Origin of the sequence: Brevibacterium sanguinis (assembly GCF_039528855.1) — a bacterium.
Taxonomy (GTDB): Bacteria; Actinomycetota; Actinomycetes; order Actinomycetales; family Brevibacteriaceae; genus Brevibacterium; species Brevibacterium sanguinis.
Genome location: NZ_BAAAMB010000003.1, coordinates 23,731 through 47,555, shown reverse-complemented (window position 1 = coordinate 47,555; position 23,825 = coordinate 23,731). Strand labels below are relative to the sequence as shown.

The 23,825-nt window shown below is 70.2% G+C and carries 17 protein-coding genes and 1 pseudogene; 7 read left to right on the top strand and 11 right to left on the bottom strand.

The window, feature by feature from the left end:
• Nucleotides 1-3: 3 nt before the first annotated feature.
• The 6 genes from ABD154_RS02735 to ABD154_RS02710 all read right to left on the bottom strand — a co-directional run bounded on the left by ABD154_RS02735 (nucleotide 4) and on the right by ABD154_RS02710 (nucleotide 7,021).
• Nucleotides 4-678 carry an HAD family hydrolase gene (locus ABD154_RS02735; protein WP_198500052.1) on the bottom strand — a complete coding sequence of 225 codons (675 nt, stop codon included), beginning with the start codon at nucleotides 676-678 and terminating at the stop codon, nucleotides 4-6.
• Between the two features lie 47 nt (nucleotides 679-725).
• Nucleotides 726-1,352, bottom strand: a complete 627-nt coding sequence (locus tag ABD154_RS02730; RefSeq protein WP_344249911.1) for a nucleotidyltransferase family protein — start codon at nucleotides 1,350-1,352, stop codon at nucleotides 726-728.
• Nucleotides 1,353-1,408: 56 nt separating this feature from the next.
• On the bottom strand, nucleotides 1,409-4,279 hold the full coding sequence (locus tag ABD154_RS02725; protein WP_198500050.1) for a molybdopterin-dependent oxidoreductase: 2,871 nt from the start codon (nucleotides 4,277-4,279) through the stop codon (nucleotides 1,409-1,411).
• Complete coding sequence (locus ABD154_RS02720; RefSeq protein ID WP_211978539.1) at nucleotides 4,276-5,217, bottom strand: FAD binding domain-containing protein; 942 nt, start codon at nucleotides 5,215-5,217, stop codon at nucleotides 4,276-4,278. The genes ABD154_RS02725 and ABD154_RS02720 overlap by 4 nt, the downstream gene beginning before the upstream one ends.
• A complete protein-coding gene (locus ABD154_RS02715) occupies nucleotides 5,208-6,545 on the bottom strand; it encodes an XdhC family protein (protein ID WP_249120970.1) in 1,338 nt (445 codons plus the stop codon). Before ABD154_RS02715 ends, ABD154_RS02720 begins: the two co-directional genes overlap by 10 nt.
• A 272-nt stretch (nucleotides 6,546-6,817) precedes the next feature.
• Nucleotides 6,818-7,021, bottom strand: coding sequence for a cold-shock protein (locus ABD154_RS02710; protein ID WP_137825906.1), 204 nt, complete (start codon nucleotides 7,019-7,021; stop codon nucleotides 6,818-6,820).
• A gap of 347 nt (nucleotides 7,022-7,368) precedes the next feature.
• On the opposite strand from ABD154_RS02710, the gene ABD154_RS02705 reads away from it, so the two are divergent.
• From ABD154_RS02705 to nrfD, 6 genes and pseudogenes are all read left to right on the top strand, one after another.
• The gene (locus ABD154_RS02705) at nucleotides 7,369-8,118 is read left to right on the top strand and encodes an ABC transporter permease (protein ID WP_198500047.1); all 750 of its coding nucleotides are present in this window, start codon (nucleotides 7,369-7,371) and stop codon (nucleotides 8,116-8,118) included.
• Nucleotides 8,119-8,215: 97 nt separating this feature from the next.
• The gene (gene trxA / locus ABD154_RS02700) at nucleotides 8,216-8,626 is read left to right on the top strand and encodes a thioredoxin (protein WP_198500046.1); all 411 of its coding nucleotides are present in this window, start codon (nucleotides 8,216-8,218) and stop codon (nucleotides 8,624-8,626) included.
• Entirely contained in the window at nucleotides 8,623-9,417 is a 795-nt protein-coding gene (locus tag ABD154_RS02695; RefSeq protein ID WP_232623776.1) for a class I SAM-dependent methyltransferase, read from the top strand. The genes trxA and ABD154_RS02695 overlap by 4 nt, the downstream gene beginning before the upstream one ends.
• Before the next feature lie 47 nt (nucleotides 9,418-9,464).
• Nucleotides 9,465-12,629, top strand: a pseudogene (gene fdnG / locus ABD154_RS02690) (formate dehydrogenase-N subunit alpha); the annotation flags it as partial.
• Between the two features lie 446 nt (nucleotides 12,630-13,075).
• A complete protein-coding gene (locus ABD154_RS02685; RefSeq protein WP_198500044.1) occupies nucleotides 13,076-14,173 on the top strand; it encodes a 4Fe-4S dicluster domain-containing protein in 1,098 nt (365 codons plus the stop codon).
• Nucleotides 14,170-15,546: an NrfD/PsrC family molybdoenzyme membrane anchor subunit gene (nrfD, locus tag ABD154_RS02680; protein ID WP_211978541.1), complete on the top strand. Its 1,377-nt coding sequence runs from the start codon at nucleotides 14,170-14,172 to the stop codon at nucleotides 15,544-15,546. The genes ABD154_RS02685 and nrfD overlap by 4 nt, the downstream gene beginning before the upstream one ends.
• Nucleotides 15,547-16,251: 705 nt before the next feature.
• On the opposite strand, the gene ABD154_RS02675 is transcribed toward nrfD, so the two are convergent.
• Both ABD154_RS02675 and ABD154_RS02670 read right to left on the bottom strand, forming a co-directional pair.
• On the bottom strand, nucleotides 16,252-17,895 hold the full coding sequence (locus ABD154_RS02675) for an amidohydrolase (protein ID WP_211978542.1): 1,644 nt from the start codon (nucleotides 17,893-17,895) through the stop codon (nucleotides 16,252-16,254).
• Nucleotides 17,892-19,280, bottom strand: a complete 1,389-nt coding sequence (locus ABD154_RS02670) for an MFS transporter (RefSeq protein WP_249120972.1) — start codon at nucleotides 19,278-19,280, stop codon at nucleotides 17,892-17,894. Before ABD154_RS02670 ends, ABD154_RS02675 begins: the two co-directional genes overlap by 4 nt.
• 179 nt (nucleotides 19,281-19,459) lie before the next feature.
• Between ABD154_RS02670 and ABD154_RS02665 the strand changes: the two genes are divergently transcribed.
• Nucleotides 19,460-20,062 (top strand): TetR/AcrR family transcriptional regulator, encoded by a 603-nt coding sequence (locus ABD154_RS02665; RefSeq protein ID WP_211978543.1) that lies wholly within the window; start codon nucleotides 19,460-19,462, stop codon nucleotides 20,060-20,062.
• Nucleotides 20,063-20,068: 6 nt separating this feature from the next.
• Here the strand turns inward: ABD154_RS02665 and selD are convergent, their stop codons facing one another.
• From selD to ABD154_RS02650, 3 genes are read right to left on the bottom strand one after another with little or no spacing between them, the layout of a single operon-like run.
• Nucleotides 20,069-21,073 carry a selenide, water dikinase SelD gene (gene selD, locus ABD154_RS02660; RefSeq protein WP_211978544.1) on the bottom strand — a complete coding sequence of 335 codons (1,005 nt, stop codon included), beginning with the start codon at nucleotides 21,071-21,073 and terminating at the stop codon, nucleotides 20,069-20,071.
• A gap of 22 nt (nucleotides 21,074-21,095) precedes the next feature.
• Nucleotides 21,096-22,895 carry an FAD-binding oxidoreductase gene (locus ABD154_RS02655; protein ID WP_211978545.1) on the bottom strand — a complete coding sequence of 600 codons (1,800 nt, stop codon included), beginning with the start codon at nucleotides 22,893-22,895 and terminating at the stop codon, nucleotides 21,096-21,098.
• Entirely contained in the window at nucleotides 22,892-23,779 is an 888-nt protein-coding gene (locus tag ABD154_RS02650; protein WP_249120973.1) for a lysophospholipid acyltransferase family protein, read from the bottom strand. Before ABD154_RS02650 ends, ABD154_RS02655 begins: the two co-directional genes overlap by 4 nt.
• Between the last annotated feature and the right edge of the window lie 46 nt (nucleotides 23,780-23,825).

Here is a 23,825-nt window from a genome sequence, read left to right as displayed (position 1 = left end):
GACTCACGTGCTGCTGCGGGCGCCGAGGAGGCCGAGCCGCTCGAGGTCGGCCCGCAGGTCCTGAGCACCGGTGAAGACGATGCCGATGAGCCCGAGGCCGCGCGCCGCCTCGACATTGGCCGCGAGGTCGTCGACGAACACCGTGCGCGCAGGATCGAGGTCGAAGCGGTCGAGGAGGAGGCGGAAGATCGCGGGGTCGGGTTTGATGAGCTTCTCCCGCCCGGAGACGACGATGTCCTCGAGCTCGCTGATCGCCGGTGCCGCGACGGGCGCGAAGTGGACGGTCTCGGCCGACCAGTTCGACAGGCCGAGGAGCCGCACGCCTTCGGCTCCCAGGTCGGCGACGATCTCGGCCATGCCGGGGATCGGACCGGTCAGCGACCGGTCGAACCGCTCGTAGTACGTCGCGACGATCTCCCCGTGGCGGGGATCGGTCGCGCTCGCCCGCTCCACCACCTCGGCGATCGTCGCCCCGTTGTCGGCGGAGACGTTGAGGGCGGCGAAGTCGGCTTCGGCGGCGAAGGCGTCCCATTCGGCCCGGCTCATCCGGTCGGCCAGCGGCCCGGACTGGTCCCATCCGACGAGGACCTGACCGAGGTCGAAGACGACGGTCGTGGGAACGGCGACCCCGGTCCCGCTGTCACCGGCGGGGATCGGGTCGTGGGAAGCTTCGGTCATCGGCGCACCGCCTCGGCGTTGGTGGGTGGATGGTCTGGTCTCCCACGCTACCGGTTCGTCGGCTCCCGTTCCCGCCATGCCCGCAGATCGTCGGGGGTGTCGATGTCGGAGGCGTCCCCGAGGTCCGAGCACTCGACGAGGTCGACGAGGTGGGCGTGCCCCCGCAGCCACGCCCGTCCCGCTTCGTCGCCGCACGCTCGCCGGACGGCGGCCCGCGCATGGTCGAGCGGCAGGAGCACGGGGTGGCCGGGGAACCCCAACCAGGCCGCGCGGGCGATGCGCCCGGGATCGAACGCGCCGATCAGTCGGTCGAGGACCGCCCGACCGATCCCGGGCTGGTCGACGAGCATGACGAGGACCGGGGTCGCCGAGGTGGTCCCCGGCTCCCGACCGATCGCCGCGATCCCGGCCCGCCACGATGCGGACATCCCCACCTCGGCGTCGGGCACGTCGATGACGGCGACGTCCCCGAGCCCCGCCTCGGCGAGGTGGGCTTCGATCTCTCCGCGACCGGGACCGGCGGTGACGACGGGCCTCAGCCCGGCGGCGACGGCCACCTTCACGGCCCGGACGACGAGGACCGAGTCCTCCCACGGCAGCAGCGCCTTCGGGCCGAGCCCGAGCCGGTGCCCGGACCCGGCGGCGAGGATGAGGGCCACACCCCGGCCCGTCATCGCCGACCTCCCGGAACCCGACGTCGTGGGCCTGCGCGCGTGCGGCACGGTCGCGCTCATCGCTGCAGCACCCCCGCCTCGGCGAGTCCCGCATAGATGGCATCCCTCGTCAGAGGGGTCGTCGTGAAGTGGACGCCGGTGGCATGGCGGATCGCGTTGGCGAGTGCGGGAGCGACCGGATTGAACGGGGACTCGCTCATCGACTTCGCCCCCTGCGGTCCGACGGCGTCATGGGTGTCGGCGAAGTGGACCTCGGTGCGGGGGATGTCGGCGAAGTTCGGGGCCTTGTACTGGCGGAGGATGTCGGTGACGGGCCTGCCGGTCTCCTCGTCGACGATGATGCGCTCGTAGAGGGCGGCCCCGATCGCCTGGGCGACCCCGCCCTCGACCTGTCCGCGGCACTGGTGGGGGTTCATCACGACGCCCGCGTCGGCGGCGTGGACGGACTGGAGGATCCGGACCTCACCGGTGCTCATGTTCACCGCGACCCGGAACCCGTGGACGTTGAACGCCACCGACCGCGGCTCCCCGCCCCAGTAGCCCGACCCCGTCGGGGCCTCCCCGGTGGTCGCAAGCGACTCGCGCAGGAGCTCATCGAGGTGGACCGCGCGCCTGCCGCCGGCGGGTCCGACGACCTGGGCGAAGCGGGCATTGAGGTCGGCCGGGACGCGCACGCACGCAAAGTCACCGGCGATCTCGACCTCCTCGGGCCGGGCGCCGAGGTGGGGCGCCGCCAGTGCCTGCAGGCGCGCGATGAGGTCCTTCGTCGCGAGATCGTTGGCCTTCCCGGCGATCGTCGTGCCCGTCGACCCGAAGGCCCCCGTGTCGTGTTCGACGACATCGGAGTCGGACTGCCGGAGCGTGATCCGGTCCGTCGTCGTGCCGAGCAGGGTCGAGGCGAGCTGCGCGTGGACGGTCGAGGTGCCGTTGCCGAACTCCGCGGTGCCCACCCGCAGCTCGTACGTTCCGCCCTCACCGAGGGTGATGTGAGCGTGGGCGATGTGGCCGCGCGGTGGGGCGGTGGCGATCATCGCGATCGCGTGCCCTTCGCCGATGTTCCACTCCTCGCCGAGGTCCTCCCCGTGCCCGGCGGCGACGTGCTCGGCCCAGCGGGTGCGGCCCCGGTCGAGGGCGGAGCTGACGAGGTCGATGCACTGGTCGAGACCGTAGCTGCCGATGAGGAGGTCCTCCTCGGGTTCGTCGTGGGCGCTGAGCATGGGGTCGGCGGGTCCGATGATGTTCTTCCGGCGCATCTCGAGTTCGTCGATGCCGAGCTTGTCGGCCAAGGCGGTGATCGTCGACTCGACGGCGAAGATCATCTGGCTCAGCCCGTAGCCGCGGAACGCTCCCGAGGGCATCGTGTTCGTGTAGAGGACCATCGCGTCGACCTTCTTGTGCGGTGCGTTGTAGACGGCCACCGACTCCCCGACCCCGTGGAAGAGGACGCCGGGACCGTGATTGCCGTAGGCGCCGGTGTTCGACCGGACGTCGACGGCGAGTGCTGTCAGCGTCCCGGTCTCGTCGGCGCCGGCGCGCATCCGCATCCGGAAGGGATGGCGGACGGTGGTGGCGGTGAAGACCTCCTTGCGGGAGAGCTCGAGGCGCACGGGCCGACCGGTGGCCATCGATGCGAGCAGGGCGACGTCCTCGCAGAGCACCTCCTGCTTCCCGCCGAATCCGCCGCCCACGCGCTCGCAGTAGACCCGCACCCGATCCGGGTCGAGGTCGAAGATCTCGCTCAGCGCCCGGCGGACGAGGAACGGCACCTGCGTGCTGCTGCGGACGACGAATCGGCCTTCGTCGTCGGTCCACGCGATCGCCCCGTGGGTCTCGAGCGCCATGTGCGAGAGGCGCTGGGTGCGGTACGTCGCCTCGTGGGTGACCGCCGAGGCGGCGAGTGCGGCCTCGACGTCGCCGATCTCGTGGTGGACCTCGGCGAGGACGTTGTCACCGGGGCGGGCGATGCCCGCGTCCGGTCCGGCGTCGGGGTGGATCGCCGGGGCGTCGGGGGCGTCGGCGAGTTCGACGTCGAAGACCGCCGGCAGGTCCTCGTATTCGATGTCGACGAGGCGGACCCCGCGTTCGGCCGCCCGTTGGGTCTCGGCGACGACGACGGCGACGCGCTGTCCGTAGTACCGGACGACGTCGTCGAAGACGCGGGTGTCCTTGGGGTCGTCCTCGACGATCTCGTGCTGTGCGGTCGAGAACCGTTTGGCCGGGGCATCCTCGTGGGTGAGGACGGCGATGACGCCCGGTTCGGCGAGCGCCCGCGCCGTGTCGATGGCGAGGATCCGCGCGTGCGCCCGGGTCGCGTGGACGAGCGCGCCGTGGAGCAGGGGTGCGGGCAGCTCGTCGGGCTGCATGTCCATCGTGTACCGGACGGTGCCGGTGACGACGCCGGGGCCGGCGAGCGCCCCGGTGTTCGCCCCGATGCCGCGGAATCCGGGGTCGACGTTGCGGTGGCCGGCCACGGCATCCTCGATCGTCCGGTAGCCGGTGCACCGGCACACGTTGCCCTTGAGACTGCGCGGCAGGTCCTTCTTGTCGGCCTCGGTCATCGCGGCGACGGTGCAGATCATTCCCGCGGTGCAGAACCCGCACTGGAAGCCGCCGGCGGCGAGGAAGTTCTCCTGCACCGGGTGCAGGTCCTCCGGGGTGCCGAGTCCCTGGATCGTCGTCACCGACTTCCCGGCGATCCGGTGGGCGGGATAGAGGCACGAGTGGATCGCCTCGTCGTCGACGATGACGGTGCACGCTCCGCAGTCGCCGCCGTCGCAGCCCTTCTTCACCCCGGTCGACCCCTGCTCCCGCAGCCATGTGCGCAGGCACTGGCCGGGTTCGGGTGAGACGGCGACGGTGCGTCCGTCGACGGTGGCCGACGGCCTCTTTGGCGCGGTGGCGGGTGGGGTGTGTGCGGTCGTCGTCATCGCGTGCTCCTCGTCATCGTGATGTCTCCGGTCGTGCGCGCGGCGAAGCGCGGGTGCGGTTCGGCAGGGTCGAGCAGTTCGGTGAGGATCTCCGCGCCGAGGCGGTGCGTCATCGCCTCCCGCCACTGCGGGGTGCCGTGGATGTCGTCGTGCCAGACCCCGGCGACCGCCTCGTCGATCGCCGCTTGCAGTCCCTCATGCGTCGCCGCATGCGCGGCGTCCGGGCCGAGGTCGATGATGTGCGGGCGACGGGTCGACCCGGTGATCGCCAAGCGCAGGGCTCCCGCGCCGAGGCGGCGGCCGATGATCAGTGCCGCGGTGCGTCCGCGTTCGGTCAGGGAGATGCGGCGGAACGCGCACGGCTGCGTGAGCGCCGCGATCGGGATGTGGAAGCTGCGGATGAGCTCCCCGGGCTCGAGCGTCGTCTGCGCCTCCCCGACGACGAGTTCGGCCACGGGCAGGGCCCGCAGCGACCCGCGCGGACCCCACAGGAGGGCGACGGCGTCGAGGCCGGAGAGGAGGGAGATCATCGGGCCGGCGGGCAGTCCCGTGGCGACGTTGCCGCCGATCGTCGAGGCGTTCCAGATCTTCCACGATGCGACGAAGGAGTCGCACGCCGGGGCGAAGAGATCGAGGCCGGGCAGCGCCCGATCGCCGTGGCCGGGCACGCGCGGACCGCTCGTGCGGAACTCGAAGATGTCCTTGATCAGGCAGGTCGCGGCGATCTCGAGCTCGACGGGCTCACCGGCGGCGTCGCAGCGCCACAGCGTCGGCGTCCAGCCGGACTCGGTGATGTCGAGCAGGCGCCGCGGCGGGCCCTGGGTGATGTCGGTGCCGTAGGAGAAGAGCACGGTGCCCCCGGCCAGCCAGCTGTCACCGGGCTGCCACCGTTCGGGATCGGCGCAGGTGAGCACCTCGTCGACGCAGCTCATATCCATGAGATCATCGCCTCCCCTCGGGTGAGCGCAGTGCCGAGGCGGTGCAGGGGATGCGGGGGTGCCGCGGGTTCCTCCCGTGGGGGTGTCGTGGGGTCGGGGCCGGGTGCTGGTGGGCCGGCGCTGGGTGCCCCGTGGTCGGAGTTGGGTGCAGCACTGTCGCTGCCGCGGGACCCGTGGATCGGTCCGCTCGTGTGGCGCAGTTCGGGGATGCCCGCCGAGGTGGCCCGGCCCGTCGTCACGGCGATGAGTTCGGCGAGGACGGCGACGGCGACCTCCTGCGGGGTGCGGGCGCCGATGTCGAGGCCGATCGGGGAGTGGAGCGCGTCGAACGCGGTCTGCGGCAGGCCCCCGTGGACGAGTTCCTGCGCTCGCCTCTCGTGGGTCGTCCGCGACCCCATCGCCCCGACGTAGGCGAGATCCATCCGCAGGGCGCGGTCGAGGACCGGCAGGTCGAAGCGCGGGTCGTGGGTGAGCACGATGACCGCGGTGCGCGAGTCGACGCGGCCGGCCGCGCACTCGCGGGCGAAGTGCTCGCCGGGACGGTCGACGACGACCTCGTGCGCGCCGGGGTGGCGGGCCCGGGTCGCGAAGACGGGACGGGCGTCGCAGACCGTGACGTGGAGGCCGAGGAAGGAGGCGGCCTGGGCGATCGCGGTCGAGAAGTCGTTGGCGCCGTAGATGAGGACGCGGGCGCGGGGGCGGCGGGATTCGACGAAGAGCCGGCGCACGGTCGGGCAGTCGGGTCGGGTCTCGTCGCGGACCGCGACGATCCCGCAGCCGCCGCGGCGCACGATCTCCGCGACGGGGGCAGCGGCGGTGCCGACCGCCTCGGCGAAGGCCTGGGGCAGGGGATCGCCGGGGCCGAGCGTCACGGGTGGCAGCGGCGCGCGGACCGCCCGCGGCTCGGGTGCGACGAGTTCGCCGCCGCGCATCGCGACGTCGAGGGGGATCTCGCGGATGAGGGCACCGGCGTCGTCGCGGTCGGAGTCGATGAGACTGGTGACCGCCTCGGCGAGGGAGGTGAGCGGTTCGATGAGGACGCTGATGTCGCCGCCGCACATGAGGCCGACGGAGAGTCCGGACTCGTCGCTGAAGCCGAACTCGCAGACCAGCGACCGCTGGCCGGTGATCGCGGTGAGGGCGGCGTCGACGATCGCCGATTCGACGCAGCCGCCGGAGATCGATCCGATGGTCAGGGTGTCGTCGCGGACGGCCATCGACGTGCCGATGGGGCGGGGGACGGACCCGGAGACGGCGATGACGGTGGCAACGGCCCACCGGTCGGGAGATTCCACGGTCGACGAATAGGCGTTGAGGCGATCCAACACGGGGCTACCAGTCCTTTCTGCAGCGCCCGGTAGATAGCCCAAGTTCGACCTTGAACTCGCCATAGGCAAGTACGAAGAATCTTAGATCACAGTTTTTCCGCCTGGCAATAGGATGTTTCCACTTTGTGAGAAGCGCGGCGGCTCACGTACCCGGATGAATGCGAAGCGGCCGGTGACAGTGGTCATCACTGTCACCGGCCGCTGCCGATCAGTTCACCGCCGTCGACGCCAGTGCGGCGTCAGTCGCGGTGAGAAGTCTCTGGGCTCTGAGCTCAGAGGGGGCGAACGCTCGTGGCCTGGAGGCCCTTCTGTCCCATCTCGGACTCGAATTCGACGTTCTGGCCCTCGGTGAGCTCGCGGTAACCGGTCGATTCGATGGCGGAGAAGTGCGTGAACACATCGGCCGAACCGTCGTCAGGCTGGATGAATCCGTAGCCCTTTTCCGCGTTGAACCATTTCACGGTACCTGTGGTCATATTCCTTGTTTCCTTATTCAGCTGCGACCGCCGGAGCGGTCTTGATGGTCGGATCCGACGTGGATCCGGCTTGTCACACACAGTCGGCCGCTCTGCGAACGGCGGGGGCCGATCGCTCGGTGGCCCAAAGGTGTGATCTTCCCGTCGGAGCACAGGCGAGTGCGCTGCGGAACCGACGAAAACCTGGGGGACGCGTCGACACAGGACGCGAACGAAATGAAGAGGGAGGGAGTTGAAGCGATGGTGCCAGTCTATCAGAGATTCGTCCCGGTCCGGCGTCGAATCGGATGCAATGATCCCTGCCCGAATTCGGCCGTGGGGTCTCGCCTCAGCCCTACACTGAGACGGTGACGCTCCCCGAGGTTCTCCCCTTCCTGGCCGGCATCGCCGTTCTCGTCGTCCTCACGGTCACGATCCTCCGCATCGCCGAGGTGGGGCTCGGCTGGCTGCCCGTCGTCGCGATCGTGCGCGCCGTCGTCCAGCTCGCCCTCGTCGCCCTCCTCCTCTCCGGTGCGCTCACCGCGTGGTGGGCGGTCGCGGCGTTCATCGGCCTCATGCTCACGACCGCCTCGCTGACCTCGCTGCGCCGGGCCCGCGAAGTTCCGCGCGGGCCGCTCGGAGCCGTCGTCGGCGTCGTCGTCGGCACCCTCGTCACGCTCGGACTCGTCCTCGCCCTCGGTCTCGTCGATCTCCAGTTCGAGCGGGTCATCGCGATCGCCGGCATCGTCTCCGGCAATGCGATGACGGCGGCCACGCTCGCGATGCGCCGCTACGACGGCGAACTGCGCGGCGGCTGGGGTGAGGTCGAAGCGTGGCTGGCCGTGGGAGCGCATCCGCGCCGGGCGACGAAGCGCCTGCGGCAGATCGCGGTCCGCGAGGCCCTCCTGCCCAACCTCGACCAGACGAAGAACACCGGCCTCGTCACCCTGCCCGGCGCCTTCGTCGGCGCGCTCTTCGGCGGCGCCTCCCCGCTCGAGGCCGCCCAGTTCCAGATCGTCGTCCTCGCCTCCCTCATGCTCGCCGGCGCGCTCACCGCCGTCCTCGCCACGCAGATCGCCTCGGGCACGGCCCTCAGACCCGTCGACCCCGCCGGATAGGCGGCAGCGCTGCGCCGCGGAGGACCCTGGGTCCCGCTGCGCGGGACGACAGGGAAACATGCAGGCAAAGTGGAGGAATCGTCGTTAGACTGCCCGAATGTCTACGATCGAGATCACCCAGGACAACTTCGAGCAGACCATCACCGACAACTCCGTCGTCCTGCTGGACTTCTGGGCAGAATGGTGCGGCCCGTGCCGCCAGTTCGCCCCGGTCTTCGAGCAGGCCTCGACCCAGTATCCCGACATCGCCTTCGGCAAGATCGACACCGAGGACCAGCAGCAGCTCGCCGGCCTCTTCAACGTCACCTCGATTCCCACCCTCGTCGCGTTCCGCGACGGCATCGTCGTCTTCGCTCAGCCCGGTGCGCTCGCCGCCCCGCAGCTCGAGCAGGTCATCACCGCCGTCAACGACCTCGACATGGACGAGGTCCGCGCCGAGATCGCCAAGCGCGAAGCCGGCGACGGTGCCGACTCCACCGCCGAGGGCGCGCCCGGTCAGGGACAGTGACCGAGCACCACAGCCGCACCGACCGGCCCGGGCCAGATGCCCGGGCCGCGTCCGTGTCCGCCCCCGACACGGCACCCGAGTCCGGGCATGCACCTGAGACCGGGCAGGCATCCGAGTCCGGTCAGGTGCCCGGTTCCGTCGAGGAGTGGGAGAACCGCTACTCCGGCGCCGAGGCGGTCTGGTCGGGCCGTCCCAACGTCGCCCTCGTCGACGTCGTCACCGACCTCGACCTCACCCCAGGTCGCAGTCTCGACGTCGGCTCCGGTGAGGGCGCCGACGCCATCTGGCTCGCCGGTCGAGGCTGGCAGGCCGCCGGCATCGACCTCTCCCCGACCGCGATCACCCGCTCCCGGGTCGCCGCGGAGACGGCAGGAGCGGACGCGGACTTCGCCGTCGCCAACCTCGTCGACTGGGCCGCCGCAGACGACCACCGCGGCGCCTACGACCTCGTCACCGGGTGCTTCCTCCACACCCGCCTGCCCGACACCCGTGCGGACCTCATGCGCCACCTCGGCGAGCTGGTCAGTCCCGGCGAGACGCTCATCCTCATCTCCCACGCCACGGTTCCGCCCTGGGCAGCCCGCGAGGATTCAGAGCATGGGGAAGCAGGGCACGAGCACGGGCTCGACGGCGACTTCAGCACTCCCGAGGAGGACTTCACACTGCTGACCGCCGGCGGAAGTCGACCATGGGAGTGTGTTCTCGCCGAGACGCGGAATCGGCCTGTGACCGGGCCTGATGGCACGGAAACCGAGCTCGACGACGGCATTCTCGTGGCAAGGAAAGTTTAGGCATTCTTCACTACACGCCGTAGAGAGTGCGGGGGTATGATGACGCCATGGCACGGTTCAGCTTTCTCGAGTGGCCGGTGCTGCGGCAGTTCCGTTCGTCCGATCCGACCGGACGCGGCGAGTCCGTGGTGTCAGAGCACACGCGCAACATGGTCCCGCGGACGACGACGTCCGACAAGGTCGTCCAGTCCGTCTGCCCGTACTGCGCCGTCGGCTGCGGACAGCGGATCTTCGTCAAGGACGACAAGGTCGTCGGCATCGAGGGAGACCCCGACTCGCCGATCTCACGCGGGCGCCTCTGCCCGAAGGGCGCGGCGAGCGAACAGCTCGTCAACAACCCCTCCCGGCAGACCGAGGTCCTCTACCGCGCCCCGAAGGCCAAGGACTGGCAGAAGCTCGACCTGAACACGGCGATCGACATGGTCGCCGACCGGTTCCTCGAAGCCCGCCGCAACCACTGGGAGGACTTCGACGACCAAGGCCACCCCCTGCGGCGCACGATGGGCATCGCCAGCCTCGGCGGGGCGACCATCGACAACGAGGAGAACTACTTCGCGAAGAAGCTCTTCACCGCCGCCGGCGCGATACAGATCGAGAACCAGGCCCGCATATGACACTCCGCCACGGTTCCCAGTCTGGGAACCTCGTTCGGGCGCGGCGGCGCCACACAACCCGTCCAGGACATGGCGAATGCCGACTGCATCGTCATCCAGGGGTCGAACATGGCCGAATGCCACCCGGTGGGCTTCCAATGGGTGACTGAGGCCAAGGCCCGCGGTGCCCGGATCATCCACGTCGATCCGCGGTTCACCCGGACCACGGCGGTGGCCGACAAGCACGTCCCGATCCGGGCGGGCTCGGACATCGTCCTCCTCGGCGCGCTCATCAACCGGGTGCTGACCGACGGCCTCTACTTCGAGGAGTACGTCCGGTCGTACACGAACGCGACGAACCTCATCAGCGACAACTACCTCGACCCCGAGGACCTCGACGGACTGTTCTCCGGCTACGATCCGGCGACGAACTCGTATGACAACTCGACGTGGTCGTACCAGACCGATGAGGCCGGCGTCGCCCTGCGCGACCCCAACCTCACCGACCCGCGCAGCGTCTTCCAGATACTCAAGCGCCACTACTCGCGCTACACCGCGGAGATGGTCGCCGAATCGTGCGGGATCTCGGAGTCGGACTTCGAATACCTCCTCGAATCGATCACGACGAACTCCGGTCGCGAACGGACCACGTGCTTCGCCTACGCGGTCGGGTGGACGCAGCACAGCCTCGGCGCGCAATTCATCCGCACCGCCTCGATCCTCCAGCTCCTGCTCGGCAACATGGGTCGCCCCGGCGGCGGCATCATGGCGCTGCGCGGACACGCGACGATCCAGGGATCGACGGACATCCCGACGCTGTTCAACCTCCTGCCCGGGTACCTGCCGATGCCGAGCGCCGGCGTCCACGACACGTTCGACGACTACGTCGCCGCCGTCGGCACGCCCGAGACCCACAAGGGCTACTGGGCCAACGGCCGCAGCTACGCGACGAACCTGCTCAAGGCCTGGTGGGGTGACGCGGCGACGCGGGAGAACGACTTCGCGTTCGACTACCTGCCGCGGATCAACGGCGCCCACGGCACCTACCAGACGCAGGTGCGGATGCTCAACGACGGCGTCGACGGGTACTTCCTCCTCGGCCAGAACCCGGCCGTGGGGTCGGCGAACGGGCGCATGCAGCGGATGGCGATGAGCCACCTCAAATGGCTCGTCGTCCGCGACTTCAGCCTCATCGAATCCGCCACCTGGTGGAAGGACGGCCCGGAGATCGAGACCGGTGAGCTGCGCACCGAGGACATCGACACCGAGGTCTTCTTCATGCCCGCGGCCAACCACACGGAGAAGGCGGGCACGTTCACCCAGACGCAGCGCCTCGTCCAGTGGCGGCACAAGGCGGTCAACCCGCCGGGTGAGGCGCAGAGCGAACTCGAGTTCTTCTACGAGCTCGGCAAGCGCATCCGCGCGAAGCTCGCCGACTCCGACGATCCGCGCGATCGCCCGCTCCTCGACCTGACGTGGGACTACCCGCTCGACGAGGACGGCGAGGTCGATCCCGAAGCGGTCCTCGCCGAAGTCAACGGCTACTACGTCGGCGGGGAGAAGGACGGGCAGCCGCTCGACGTCTACACCCAGATGCGCGATGACGGCACGACCGCCGGCGGCTGCTGGATCTACACCGGCATCTACTCCGGCGGCGTCAACATGGCCGCCCGGCGCAAACCGCGCACCGAGCAGGACGAGATCGCCTCCGAATGGGCATGGGCGTGGCCGGCGAACCGCCGGATCCTCTACAACCGCGCCTCGGCCGACCCCGAGGGCAAGCCGTGGTCGGAGCGGAAGAAGCTCGTGTGGTGGGACACGGACAAGGCCCGCTGGGTCGGCGCCGACGAACCCGACTTCCCCGTCGAGCTCAACCCCGAAGCACACTCCGATGTGCCCTTCGGCGGTCCGAGCCAACTCGACGGCGACGACCCGTTCATCATGCAGGCCGACGGCAAGGGCTGGCTCTTCGCCCCCGGCGGCATGGTCGACGGACCCCTGCCCACGCACTACGAACCGCAGGAATCGACGATCGGCAACCCGCTCTACACGCAGCAGAACAATCCGCTGCGCAAGATCATGCGCCGGGAGGACAACCTGTCGGCCCCGGGTGCCGGGTTCCCCGGTTCCGAGGTCTACCCGTACGTGTTCACGACCTACCGGCTCACCGAGCACCACACGGCCGGCGGCATGTCCCGCTGGCTGTCCTACCTCTCGGAGCTCCAACCCGAGATGTTCTGCGAGGTCTCACCGGAGCTCGCCGAAGAGGTCGGACTCGAACCCTACGGCTGGGCGACCCTCGTCTCCCCCCGGGCGGCGATCGAGGCCCGCGTCCTCATCACCGAGCGGATGACGCCTTTGAAGATCGGCGGCAAGTGGGTCCACCAGATCGGCCTGCCCTACCACTGGGGCGTCGGCGGCAAGGGCGCGTGGGTCGACGGCGATTCGGCCAACGACCTCCTCGGCGTGACGATGGACCCCAACGTCTTCATCCAGAACGGCAAGTACGTCGCCGGCACCGCCCTGCCGGGCAGGCGGCCGCGCGGGCCCGAGCTCGTCGACTTCGTCGAGAAGTACCAGCGCGAGGCCGGTCTCACCCCCGAGTCGGGCAACGAACTCGTCACGGTCCCGCCCGAGGTCGTCGACCGCGCCGCCGAGGCGAGCTCCCCGGCGCACACGGGCGGGCACAACGAGCGCGGAGGCGACTCCGCGGTCGGTGTCACCCCCGGTCGCACGTACGGAGCCGACGAATCCCAGGACTCCGGAACCGCCTCGGCGAAGGGCTACAGCGCACCCACGGATTCCGGGGACTCCGCAGGCAGCGGAGCCGGCGACAGCGGCGCGCCCGAGGATGCCGGCGATCGCGAGTCCGGCGGCGAGCAGCCGGACAAGCGGGTCGACGCGAACTACGCCGTCGACGGGGACCCGACCGACGGCGACCCGCACTTCGGCTACGACGCCGACGGCAAGCCGTACCAGCCGGTCGATCCCGAACAGCCCGCGAACGCGTGGGAGTACGAGAAGAACGCGCGCAGGAGAGCAGAAGAGGAAGAGGAGGAGAACTGATGTCGGCACCGACGCTGGATTCCGGCACCGTCGCGGACGGCCATTGGCATGACACGACGCAGAATCGCAAGGGATTCTTCACCGATACCTCGATCTGCATCGGCTGCAAGGCCTGCGAGGTCGCGTGCAAGGAGTGGAACCACAACCCGCAGGACGGGAACTTCGAGATCCTCGGGATGTCGTATGACAACACCGGTGAGCTCGGCGCGAACACGTGGCGCCACGTCGCGTTCGTCGAACAGGGCAAGGAGCAGATCGAAGCGGCCAGGGAGTCCGGGCGCAAGCTCGTCAACCTCGGCATGCCCTCGATCCGGCCGCGCACCGACGAGACCGCGGGTCCGCAGCCGGTGGGCGGCGGACTGCCGTCGTCACCGCAGCTCGACGTCGACCTCCTCGCCCCCGGCGCGCTCGACCCCGTCGACTTCGACGGTGTCGACACGACCCCGCCGGACACCGCGGACTTCCGCTGGCTGATGTCCTCCGACGTGTGCAAGCACTGCACGCACGCCGGCTGCCTCGACGTGTGCCCGACCGGTGCGCTCTTCCGCACCGAGTTCGACACCGTCGTCGTCCAGGCCGATGTCTGCAACGGCTGCGGCACGTGCGTGGCCGGCTGCCCGTTCGGCGTCATCGAACGCCGTGACGACGGCACGATCCGACCGCCCACGGATCGCGGCGGAGAGGAGTACCCGCTCGACACCGCGGACATCCCGAACATGCACACGGCGAACAAGTGCACGCTCTGCTACGACCGCCTCGTCGAGGGCCAGACCCCGGCCTGCGCGCAGACGTGCCCGACGACGTCGATCAAGTTCGGCGACCGCGAGGACATGGTCGCCCAGGCCCATGAGCGGGTCGCCGATCTCCACGCGAAGGGACTCACCGAGGCGCGCCTCTACGGGGCGAACCCGAACGACGGGGTCGGCGGCACCGGCTCGGTCTTCCTCCTCCTCGACGAACCCGAGGTCTACGGCCTGCCGCCGGATCCCCGGGTCGCGACGAAGGACCTGCCCGCGATGTTCGCCACCGCCGGCATCGCCGCCCTCGGCATGATCGCCGCGGCCGGCCTGTCCTTCCTCGGGAGCAAGCGTTCATGAGCTCATCCGTTTACGATTCGTACCGTCCCCCCGAGCCAGAAGGCGGGCGGAAGAAGCGTCGCCGAGGCGGTCGCGGGGGATCCGGGTCCGGCTCCGGTGGCTCCGGAGGTCGGGGCTCCGGTGGCTCCGGCGGGGGCTGGCAGAACCGCGGTGCCGACGGCGGACGCGAGATGCCGATGGTCGAGGACGTCGAGTTCACCTCGTACTACGGTCGCCCGATCGTCAAGCCGCCGCCATGGGGTCATGAGATCTCGCTCTACCTCTTCCTCGGCGGGCTCGCCGGCGGGTCGACGCTGCTCGGCCTCGGCGCTCAGCTGAGCGACCGGCCCGGCATGCGCACGGCCACCCGTCTCACCGCGATCGGCGCGACGGCCCTCGGCGGCGCGGCGCTCGTCAAGGACCTCGGTCGCCCCGAGCGCTTCATCAACATGATGCGCGTGGTCAAGGTGTCCTCCCCGATGAGCCTCGGCACGTGGATCCTCTCGGGCTTCGGCGTCGGTGCCGGCGTCACCTCGGTCATCGAGGTCGACCGGCTGACGAAGGAGATCCTGCCGCTGGGACCGCTGCGCAAGGTCCTCCACGCACTCGAGCTGCCCGCGGCCCTCGAGTCCGCTCTCTTCGCGACTCCGCTGGCCGCGTACACGGCGGTCCTCCTCGGCGACACGGCGGTGCCGACGTGGAATGCCGCGGGCCGCAACGGGCTGCCGTTCGTCTTCGTGTCCTCGGCGTCGCTGGCCGCCGGCGGTGCCGCGATGGCGCTCTCACCCGTGCGCGAAGCCGAACCGGCGCGTCTGCTCGCGCTCATGGGCTCGGCCGGCGACCTCTATGCGATGTCGCGGATGAAGAAGGGCATGCACCCCGTCGAGGTCGAGCCGATGGAGGAGGGCGAACCCGGCCACAAGCTCCACCGTGCCGAGAAGCTCCTCATCGCCGGAGCGATCGGCGCGGCCGTCGTCGAGGTGGGGGCGCGGATCTTCGCGAAGAAGCTCGGCTCCCGCACCGGCGACAAGGCGCTGCGCGGGGTCAAGGGCGTCGCGAAGACGGCGGCCACCGGCGTCGCCGGTCTCACGGCATCGGGTGCCGCGCAGGCCGTGGCCAAGGGCGTCGCCGGACGTGCGGTCGCCTCCGGCGCTGCCACCGTCGCGGCGAACAAGGCGGGACGCAGCTGGAAGACCCGCGCGCTGCTGCGGACATTGTCCGTGGTCAGCGGCACGGCACTGGCGGCAGCCTCGGCGTACACCCGCTTCGGGATGCTCGAAGCCGGCATCGATTCGACGAAGGACCCGCGCTACGTCATCGAACCGCAGCGCGCCCGCCTCGAGGAGCGCCGCGCCCAGGGCATCACCGACGACTCGATCACCACCGGCTGGTAGCCGGCCGCGGGGCGGTGCGCCGCCCCGCAGGGTGTCGGTGCGTGCAGCCGACTTGAAGGTCTCCAGGCCGCGTGCCCGGTGTCTGCGTCAACTTTCTGTCCTGCTCAGGTGCGCCGCATCCGAGACCGCTGGGCGCGCCGTCCCTTGCCGCGAACACTACCCGCAGCCGCAGCTGCTACGCGGAGGGCGACACCCACCTCGGCGCGCGATTTCCTCCACGCGGCTGCGTACGCACAACCCTCGGCTCCACACACCACCCGTGCACGCGGTGTGTGTGAAGCTCCGCGTGCGGGGTTGCCGTCGGGCGCGCAGTCTCTGGGCGCGAACACTACCCGCAGCCGTAGCTACAACGCGGAGGGCGACACCCACCTCGGCGCGCGATTTCCTCCGCGCAGCTGCGCACGCACAACCCTCGGCTTCACACACCACTCGTGCACGCGGTGTGCGTGAAGCTCCGCGTGCGGGGTTGCCCGTCGGGCGCGCAGTCTCTGGGCGCGAACACTACCCGCAGCCGCTGTTCCTACGTGGAAGGCGACTCCCACCTCGGGGCGTGAGTTCCTCCGCGGAGCTGCGTACGCACAACCCTCGGCTCCACACACCACCCATGCACGCGGTGTGTGTGCAGCTCCGGGTGCGGGGTTGCCGCCGGGTGCCTCTGTGCCTGCGACGCCGGGCGTGCTGCGGAGGCTGCGCGCCCTTCGAGAGCTACTCGCGCGTCGACGCCGCGCTGCCGGCGACGAGTTCTCCGTCGACGTAGGTCCGCAGGACCGTCGCCCCGAGGAGGTCGTCCGGGTCGCCGGTGAACGGGTTGACGTCGAGGACGACGAGATTCGCGCGCCCACCGGACACGATCCGCCCGATCCCGTCACCGAACTCGCCCGCCAGCGCTCCCGCGAAGGTCAGCCCCTCAAGGGCCTGACCTGGGGTGAACGCCCGCTCAGGGTGATAGGCGGCAGGTCCCGGGCTGAGCGCCGACCGTGTCGTCAGCGCGATGAAGAGATTGTGCGCCGCCTCGAGGGGAGCGGTGGGCGCATCGGTGCCGAGCGCGATCCGCACCCCCGCGTCGCGGAACTTCTGCCAGGGGAAGCCCGACTCCGCGCGGTCGTCGCCGAGCATCGTCATCCAGTTGTCCATGATCGCCGGGTCGCAATGGACCGGCTGGAGCGACGCGACGACGCCGAGCGCGGCCATGCGGCGGATCGTGTCATCCGTGACGGACTCGAGATGCTCGATGCGCGGACTGCGCAGTCGCGGACCGTTCGCCCGCACGCATTCCTCGACGAGGTCGAGCGCGATCTCGCTCGCATGGTCGCCGATCGCGTGCATCGCCAGCTGCAGGCCGGCGGCATCGGCGGCCACGGCCACCGGTGCGGCGGTCTGAAACGACCAGATCGCCTCGGCGTTCGTCCCGTTCGCATACGGTGCCCGCATCGCCGCGGTGCACGCATCGATGACGCCGTCGAGGATGAACTTCACCCCGGCCAGGCGGAACCACTCGGAGCCGTCCAGCGACGCCACCTGGTCGCGCACCTCGACCGCTCGCGCGACCTGGGCGAGATCCCGCTCGGGATCGCCAGTGGGGCGGAGGAGCCAATGGGCAGTGACGGGGAACGGCAGGCGGCCGTCGCGCTCGAGCAGGCGGACGACGGCGGCGAGCTCAGGCTCGCCGAGCGCCATGTCGGTCGCCGCGGTCACCCCGTTGGCCAGGTACGCCGCGAACGCCGTGTCGAGGAACCGATCACGATCCGCGGCCGTCGTGATCTCATCGAGGTAGGACCACACGTACTCGATCGCCGCGGTCTCGAGCATGAACCCCGTCGCCTGCCCGTCGGCGTCGCGGACGATCTCCCCACCGGGCGGATTCGGCGTCTCCGCCGTGATGCCCATCGCCTCGAGCGCCGCAGTGTTGACCCAGGAGGAATGGACGTCGTTCGAGTCGAGGATGACGGGAATGTCGGCGATGACCTCGTCGATCATCGCCGCCGTCGGCTGACCACCGGGAACGGCGTCGAACATCCAACTCGCGCCGAGGAGGTACGCCGCCTCCGGCTGCGCGCTGCGGGCCGCACGCAGCCGCTCCTGGATCTCACTCAGACTCCCGGCGTCGCGCAGCTGCACCTTGTCCAGGGTCTGCCCGAGCATCGCCAGATGCGTATGCGCCTCGACGAACCCCGGGGACACGAGCGCACCGTCGAGGTCGACCACCTCGGCGCCCTCACCGGCGATCGCACGGACGGTGTCCGCGTCACCGACGGCGAGGATCCGTCCCGCCTCAAAGGCGACGGCCTCGTGGAGCGGGGCGTCCGCGATGCCGGTGAAGACTGTGGCGTTGGTGAGGACGGTGGTCATGATGTCCTTTCGGTGGAGTCGGTAGGGGAGTCGTCGGTGACGGAGTCCCGTCCGCCAGTGGAACCGGCAAGGGAGTCCGTCGCGGTGTCGGAGGCGTCAGCGGCGGTAGAGGAGTCGGTCGTGGTGGCGGTCGCCTCGGTGGGGGTGCCCGAGGTCGACGGATCCGCGGGCGGTGTCGGTGAATCCTCGCCGAGGTGGGTCAGGGTGCGTTCGACGCTCGTCGAGACGCGGGCGATGAGCACCGTGGGGATGACGACGACGAAGCTGACGATGCCCATGATGAGCCCGAAGGCGGGGATGCCGACAGTGTCGATGACCCATGCGCCCAGGAGGGGAGCGAAGCTCGACCCGACGATGTAGGCCCCGACGAGGGGACCCGACCAGTAGCCGCGGGCGTCGAGACCGGCGGCGGTGGCGATGAAGAGGACGAACGCGAACGCGTAGATCGTGTTGACGACGACGATGAGCACGGCCAGGGTCTGCGGATCGGTCGTCATGCCGATCCAGATCTTCGCCACCCCGCCGAGGATGAGCGCGACGGCCAGCGGCACCGCCCGTCCGATCCGGGTGCCGAGGAGCATGACGATGAGCATCGCCGCGGCCCCGCACCCGGCGGCGGCGCTGAGGGCGAAGCCGAGAGACTGCTCGCTCAGCCCGACGGAGTCGCCGAGGACCGGAGCGAGCGTCCACACGGAGTCCTCGCTCGTGCCCCAGAGGGGGAAGACGATGAGGATGCCGATGCCGGCGAGCACGACCTTGCGGGGCGCACGGGTGCCGGCGGGGGACTCGGCGGCGATGACCGCCGAGGAGTAGTCGGGGGTGGCCGGCAGCCAGATCGTCACGGCGAGGCTGAGGGCCGACAGCAGCGCGAGCGCCCCGAACACCGTGATCTGGGCGAGGCCGATCGCGGGGATGACCCCGAGGACGACCATGACGAGGAGGCGATTGACGACGCCGCTCGTCGCGCTCACCCGGTTGGGGTTCTCGATCGCCGCGATCGCAGCCCCCGAGGTCGAGATCGCCGCGCCCACTCCGGCGCCACCGGCGATGAGTCCGGCGACGATGATCGTGGGACTGCCGATGAACGCCGCGGCGAGGAACCCGATGATGGCGATGACGAGTCCGACCACGGCGATCGTGCGGCGGTGGCGTCCGGCCGCCGGGCGCGAGGTGCCCAGGCCGACGAGCGCCGAGGCGAGCAGTGCCCACGTGAGGATGTTGCCGGAGGCGATGACGTCGAAGCCCACATCTTCGAGCACAGCCATGACGAGCGGGGCGAGGTTGGCGAGCATGAGTCCGGCGAGGGCGACGAGGAAGACCGCCGCGCCGTTGCGCAGTCCGAGCGGGACGCGGGGATCGTCAGCGGGTGCGGGTGCAGTGCTCATGTGGTGGCCCCTTTGCCGGAGTCGGAGTGCGGGGAACGGCACTCATTGACTAAACGAAAAGTTTTCGGTTACCTAGAATGGTGCCTGCCGGTTCGAGAGCTTGTCAATCGCATCGCGGCAGGACATAGAAGTCCCCGAGGTGAGAAGTCGCAGAGTCGCGAGAAGGAGGAGCGTGCGTCATGGCCCGACCGACGTCCCCGCTGCTGAGCCGGGAGAAGATCGCGCTCGCCGCCATCGAGATGCTCGATGCCGGTGAGGAGCTGAGGATCCAGCCGCTCGCGAAGCGCCTCGGCGTCTCCCTCTCCTCGCTCTACCACCACGTCGACGGACGCGACGGGATCGTCCATGCGATGCGCGAGGTCCTCAACGGCGACTACGACCTCGTCACCCTCGCCGATGCGGGGTGGCAGGACTCGCTGCGAGCCGGCGTCGGATCCCTCTGGCGCCTCTACGCCGACCATCCGCGCGTGATGATCCATCTCCTCGGCGTGACGATCGACGAACCCGAGACCCTGCGACTCTATGAGGCGCTCCTTGAGATCCTCCGCCGCGCCGGCCTGCCCGAGGACGAGCTGCTCACCACGCTCGAAGTCCTCGATGCGTTCGCGTTCGGGGTCGCCCTCGACGCCCTGTCCCCGAATCAGATCTTCGCGCCCGGAGACCCGGATTCCCCGCTCGCCGCACTCGCCGCCCGCCATCCGACCGGCACGGAGCGCAACCGACTCGTCTACGATCGCGGGCTCGATCTCCTCATCGCGGGCATCGAGGCGCGGGTGAGCTGAACAGGTTCAGCGGATGCGGATGCCGGACCCGGCGACGGTCTCCCCGATCACCGGGTGACCCGGCAGCTCCCCGACGACGAGGAGGCCGCCGGAGGTCTGCGCATCCGCGAGCAGGAGGAGGTCCGCCTCGGTGACGGTGTCATCAGTGGTCAGGTGCGGCCGCACCCAGTCGAGGTTGCGCCGGGTGCCGCCGGAGACGAATCCTGCGGCGATCGACTCGTCGACCCCGCCGAGGCGGGGCACCGCAGCCGCGTCGATGACCGCACCGACCCCGGAGGCCCGGCCCATCTTGAACAGGTGGCCGAGCAGTCCGAAGCCGGTGACGTCGGTGGCCGCACGGATGCCGGCGGCCACGGCCGCCCGCGAGGCGTCCGCATTGAGCTGCGTCATCGTCGCGATCGCCTCGTCGAAGACCTCCCCGGTCTGCTTGTGACGATTGTTGAGAACCCCCACCCCGATCGGCTTGGTCAGAGTGATCGGCAGTCCCGCCTCGGCGGCGTCGTTGCGCATGATCGCATCGGGATGGGCGATGCCGGTCACGGCCATCCCGTACTTCGGTTCGGGATCGTCGATCGAATGACCGCCGGCGACGGGGCAGTTCGCCTGCCCGGCGACGTCGAGACCGCCGCGCAGCACCTCGGTGAGCAGCTCCATGGGCAGCGTCTCCCGCGGCCACCCGACGAGGTTGATCGCCGTGACCGGGGTCCCGCCCATCGCGTAGATGTCGGAGAGCGCGTTGGCCGCCGCGATCCGCCCCCAGTCGTAGGCGTCGTCGACGACGGGGGTGAAGAAGTCCGCGGTGGAGAGGACCGCGAGATCCTCGCGGATGCGCACCGCCGAGGCGTCGTCGCCGTCATCGAGACCGACGATGACCTCGGGGTGCGTCTGCCCGGTCAGTCCGCGGACCGCGTCCTCGAGCTCACCGGGCGGGATCTTGCACGCACAGCCGCCGCCGTGGGCGAACCCGGTGAGGCGGTACTGTGCGGTCTCGAGCGTCTCCGAGGTGTCCATGTGCGCGAGCCTAGCACTGGCCTCACGGCGTCGGATCGGTGCTCCGGTCACGCTGGACAGCGGGAACCGCGCCGTCATCCACCGGGGACGAAACACCGGCCGGGGACTCGACGTCCGCCTCGGCGACGATCTTGCCGGGGTTGAGATTCCGACCGGGATCGGTCGCGCGGAAGAGGGAGTCGACGATGAACGCCCCGGCGGGGGTGATGTCGTCGACGATCCACGGCCGGTGCTCGGTGCCGACCCCGTGATGGTGGGAGAGCCCGCCGCCGGAGTCGATGAACTCCTGCTGCACGGCGTCCTTGACGAACTGGTACTCCGTCAGCGCGGTGTCCTCGCGGGTGTAGGGGACGGCGAACGTGAAGTAGAGGCACGCCCCGCCGTGGTAGCTGTGGGACATGTGGCAGAACATGAAGCCCGGCCCGCCCTGCGCCCGGCGCACCTGTTCGAAGCGCTCGTGGACGCGGGCGTGCATCGTCTTGAGGTTCGCCCAGCTCACCCCGGTCTCGCAGACATCGCCGAAGACCCTGTAGTTGAGGAGGAAATCGCGCAGGTAGGGGGTGTCGAACTTCTTCTGGTCGTAGATCGCTCCCGGTCCGGTGCCGAGGCTGATCCCGCCGCGACCCGAGACGATCCGCTTGACCTCGGCCCGCTCACGCGCGACGTGCTCCTTCGACCCCTCGAAGCAGACGTAGGACAGGCACATCCCCTCCGTCGTGTCCCAGCCGCGGGCGCGCAGATACGCGAACAGGGCATCCTGACCACGGGCGCTGACCTTGGACTTCACCGAGGTCGGCTGCGAGACCATGGCGAGGCTGAAGCGCGTCTCGGGCCCGTCGGAGAGCCGGGTGAAAGTGGGGCTGACCTCGGAGCGCGCGATGTCGTGCATCGCCTCGACGCCTGACGCCCAATCCGGGTAGAGGTACGCGACGACCTCCCTGACCTCGGGCCGGCGGTGGATCTGGACCGTGCATTCGGTGATGACGCCGAGGCGGCCCTCACTGCCGAGGATCATCTCGTGGACCGACGGGCCGGAGTCCCGACCGGGGATCGGCTTGCTCACGACGACTCCGCGGGGATGGACGACGCGCATCCCCCGCACGATGTCCTCGATGTCGCCGTACCTGTCCGACTGCATCCCCGACGACCGGGTCGCCGCCCAGCCGCCGAGGGTCGAATAGCTGAACGAGTCGGGGAAGTGCCCCATCGTCCAACCGCGGAGGTTGAGCTGCTCTTCGAGGTCGGGACCGTAGGCGCCGGCCTCGACCCGGGCCAGCCCCGAGTACTCGTCGACGTCGAGGACCCGGCGCATCCGTCCGAGGTTGAGCGAGACGATGGGGCGGGTCTCCGCCGGATCCGGGGTGACCGATCCGGAGATGCACGACCCGCCGCCGTAGGGGATGAGGACGAGGTCGTGAGCGAGGACGATGTCGAGGACGGCTGTGACCTCGTCCTCGCTGCCGGGGTGGACGACGACATCGGTGAGCCGCGGCATGATCCCGTTCCGCACCCGGTAGAGGTCGGGCAGGGAGCGACCGAACGAGTGGACGATGCGCAGCCCGTCATCGGTGCTGACGTTGTCGGCTCCGACCGCCTTGGCGAGGGAGGCGAGGAGGTCAGCGGGCATCCGGGACGCGGGCGCGTCGACGTCGGCGAGGTCCGGAGTGCGCGGGCGCGGGGCGTTCCACAGGTCGAGCCCGACCTTCTCCTTCGCGATCGCCGCGAACGCCGGCTTCGTCTCCCAGCGGAACTCGACGCCGTCGGCGCCCCAGCCCCACCAGCGATGCCGCCTGACGTCCTCCGCTCTGACCGGTGTGCTCAATTCCTCATCCTCTCATCCGTGCTTTCGCCGAGGCGGCCCCGAGCCTGTGGCCGATGACGGCGGGGGCTCGGGGCGGTCGTCCAATGGTGCTGCGTGGTCTGCTTGTCCGGCTCCGGGGCATGGGTGGGAGTGCGCGGCTCCTCACCGGGGGCGAGCTTCTCATGCCGGTGCGCGAGGCGGGGCACCCCGATCGCGTCGGCTCCGGAGTCGAAGAGCTCCTCGACGAGGCTCTGGACGCGGGCGGTGAGCGCCGGCAGGGATTCCCCGGGCCGGGGGATGACGGGCTCGCCGAAGACGATGCGCACCGGCGGCCTGCCCGGCACCGGCCAGTTCGCTCCCTTGGGCATCGCCTCGAACCCGCCGACGACGGCGGCCGGAACGATCGGGACACCGGCATCGACGGCGAGCTTGACGGCACCGACCTTGAAATCGGCGATGACGCGGCCCTGCTGCCGACCGCCCTCGGGGAAGAGGAGGACGGGGACGCCGGCGCGCAGCAGCGCCCGCGGCACCTCGGAGCTGCCGCGCGAGCCCTCCCGGTAGACCGGGAAGGCGTTGAAGAGGCTGCGGACGAAGAGCCGCTTGTGCCAGGCGGTGAAGAAGTAGTCGTAGGCGACGCCGGTGGAGAGGAAGCGCGCCTGCCGGTGGGGCAGGCTCTGGGCGATGAGCGGAGCGTCGAGATGCGAGGTGTGGTTCGCGATGACGAGGAAGCCCTCGGTCAGCCCCCGGACCCGCGGCTCGATCCGCACCGTCGGAGAGATCGTCGAGACGACGAGGGCGCGGAAGAGGACGCGCTGGAGGAGAGCGCGCAGCAGCGCACGGAGTCGGGAGCGGTGCTTCGCCGTCGACACCGGCGTGCGAGGTGGTGACGTTTCGGAGGTCATCACCCGCTGTTCGGAGCCGACCGCGGTTCTGGATGCCGCCTCGGCG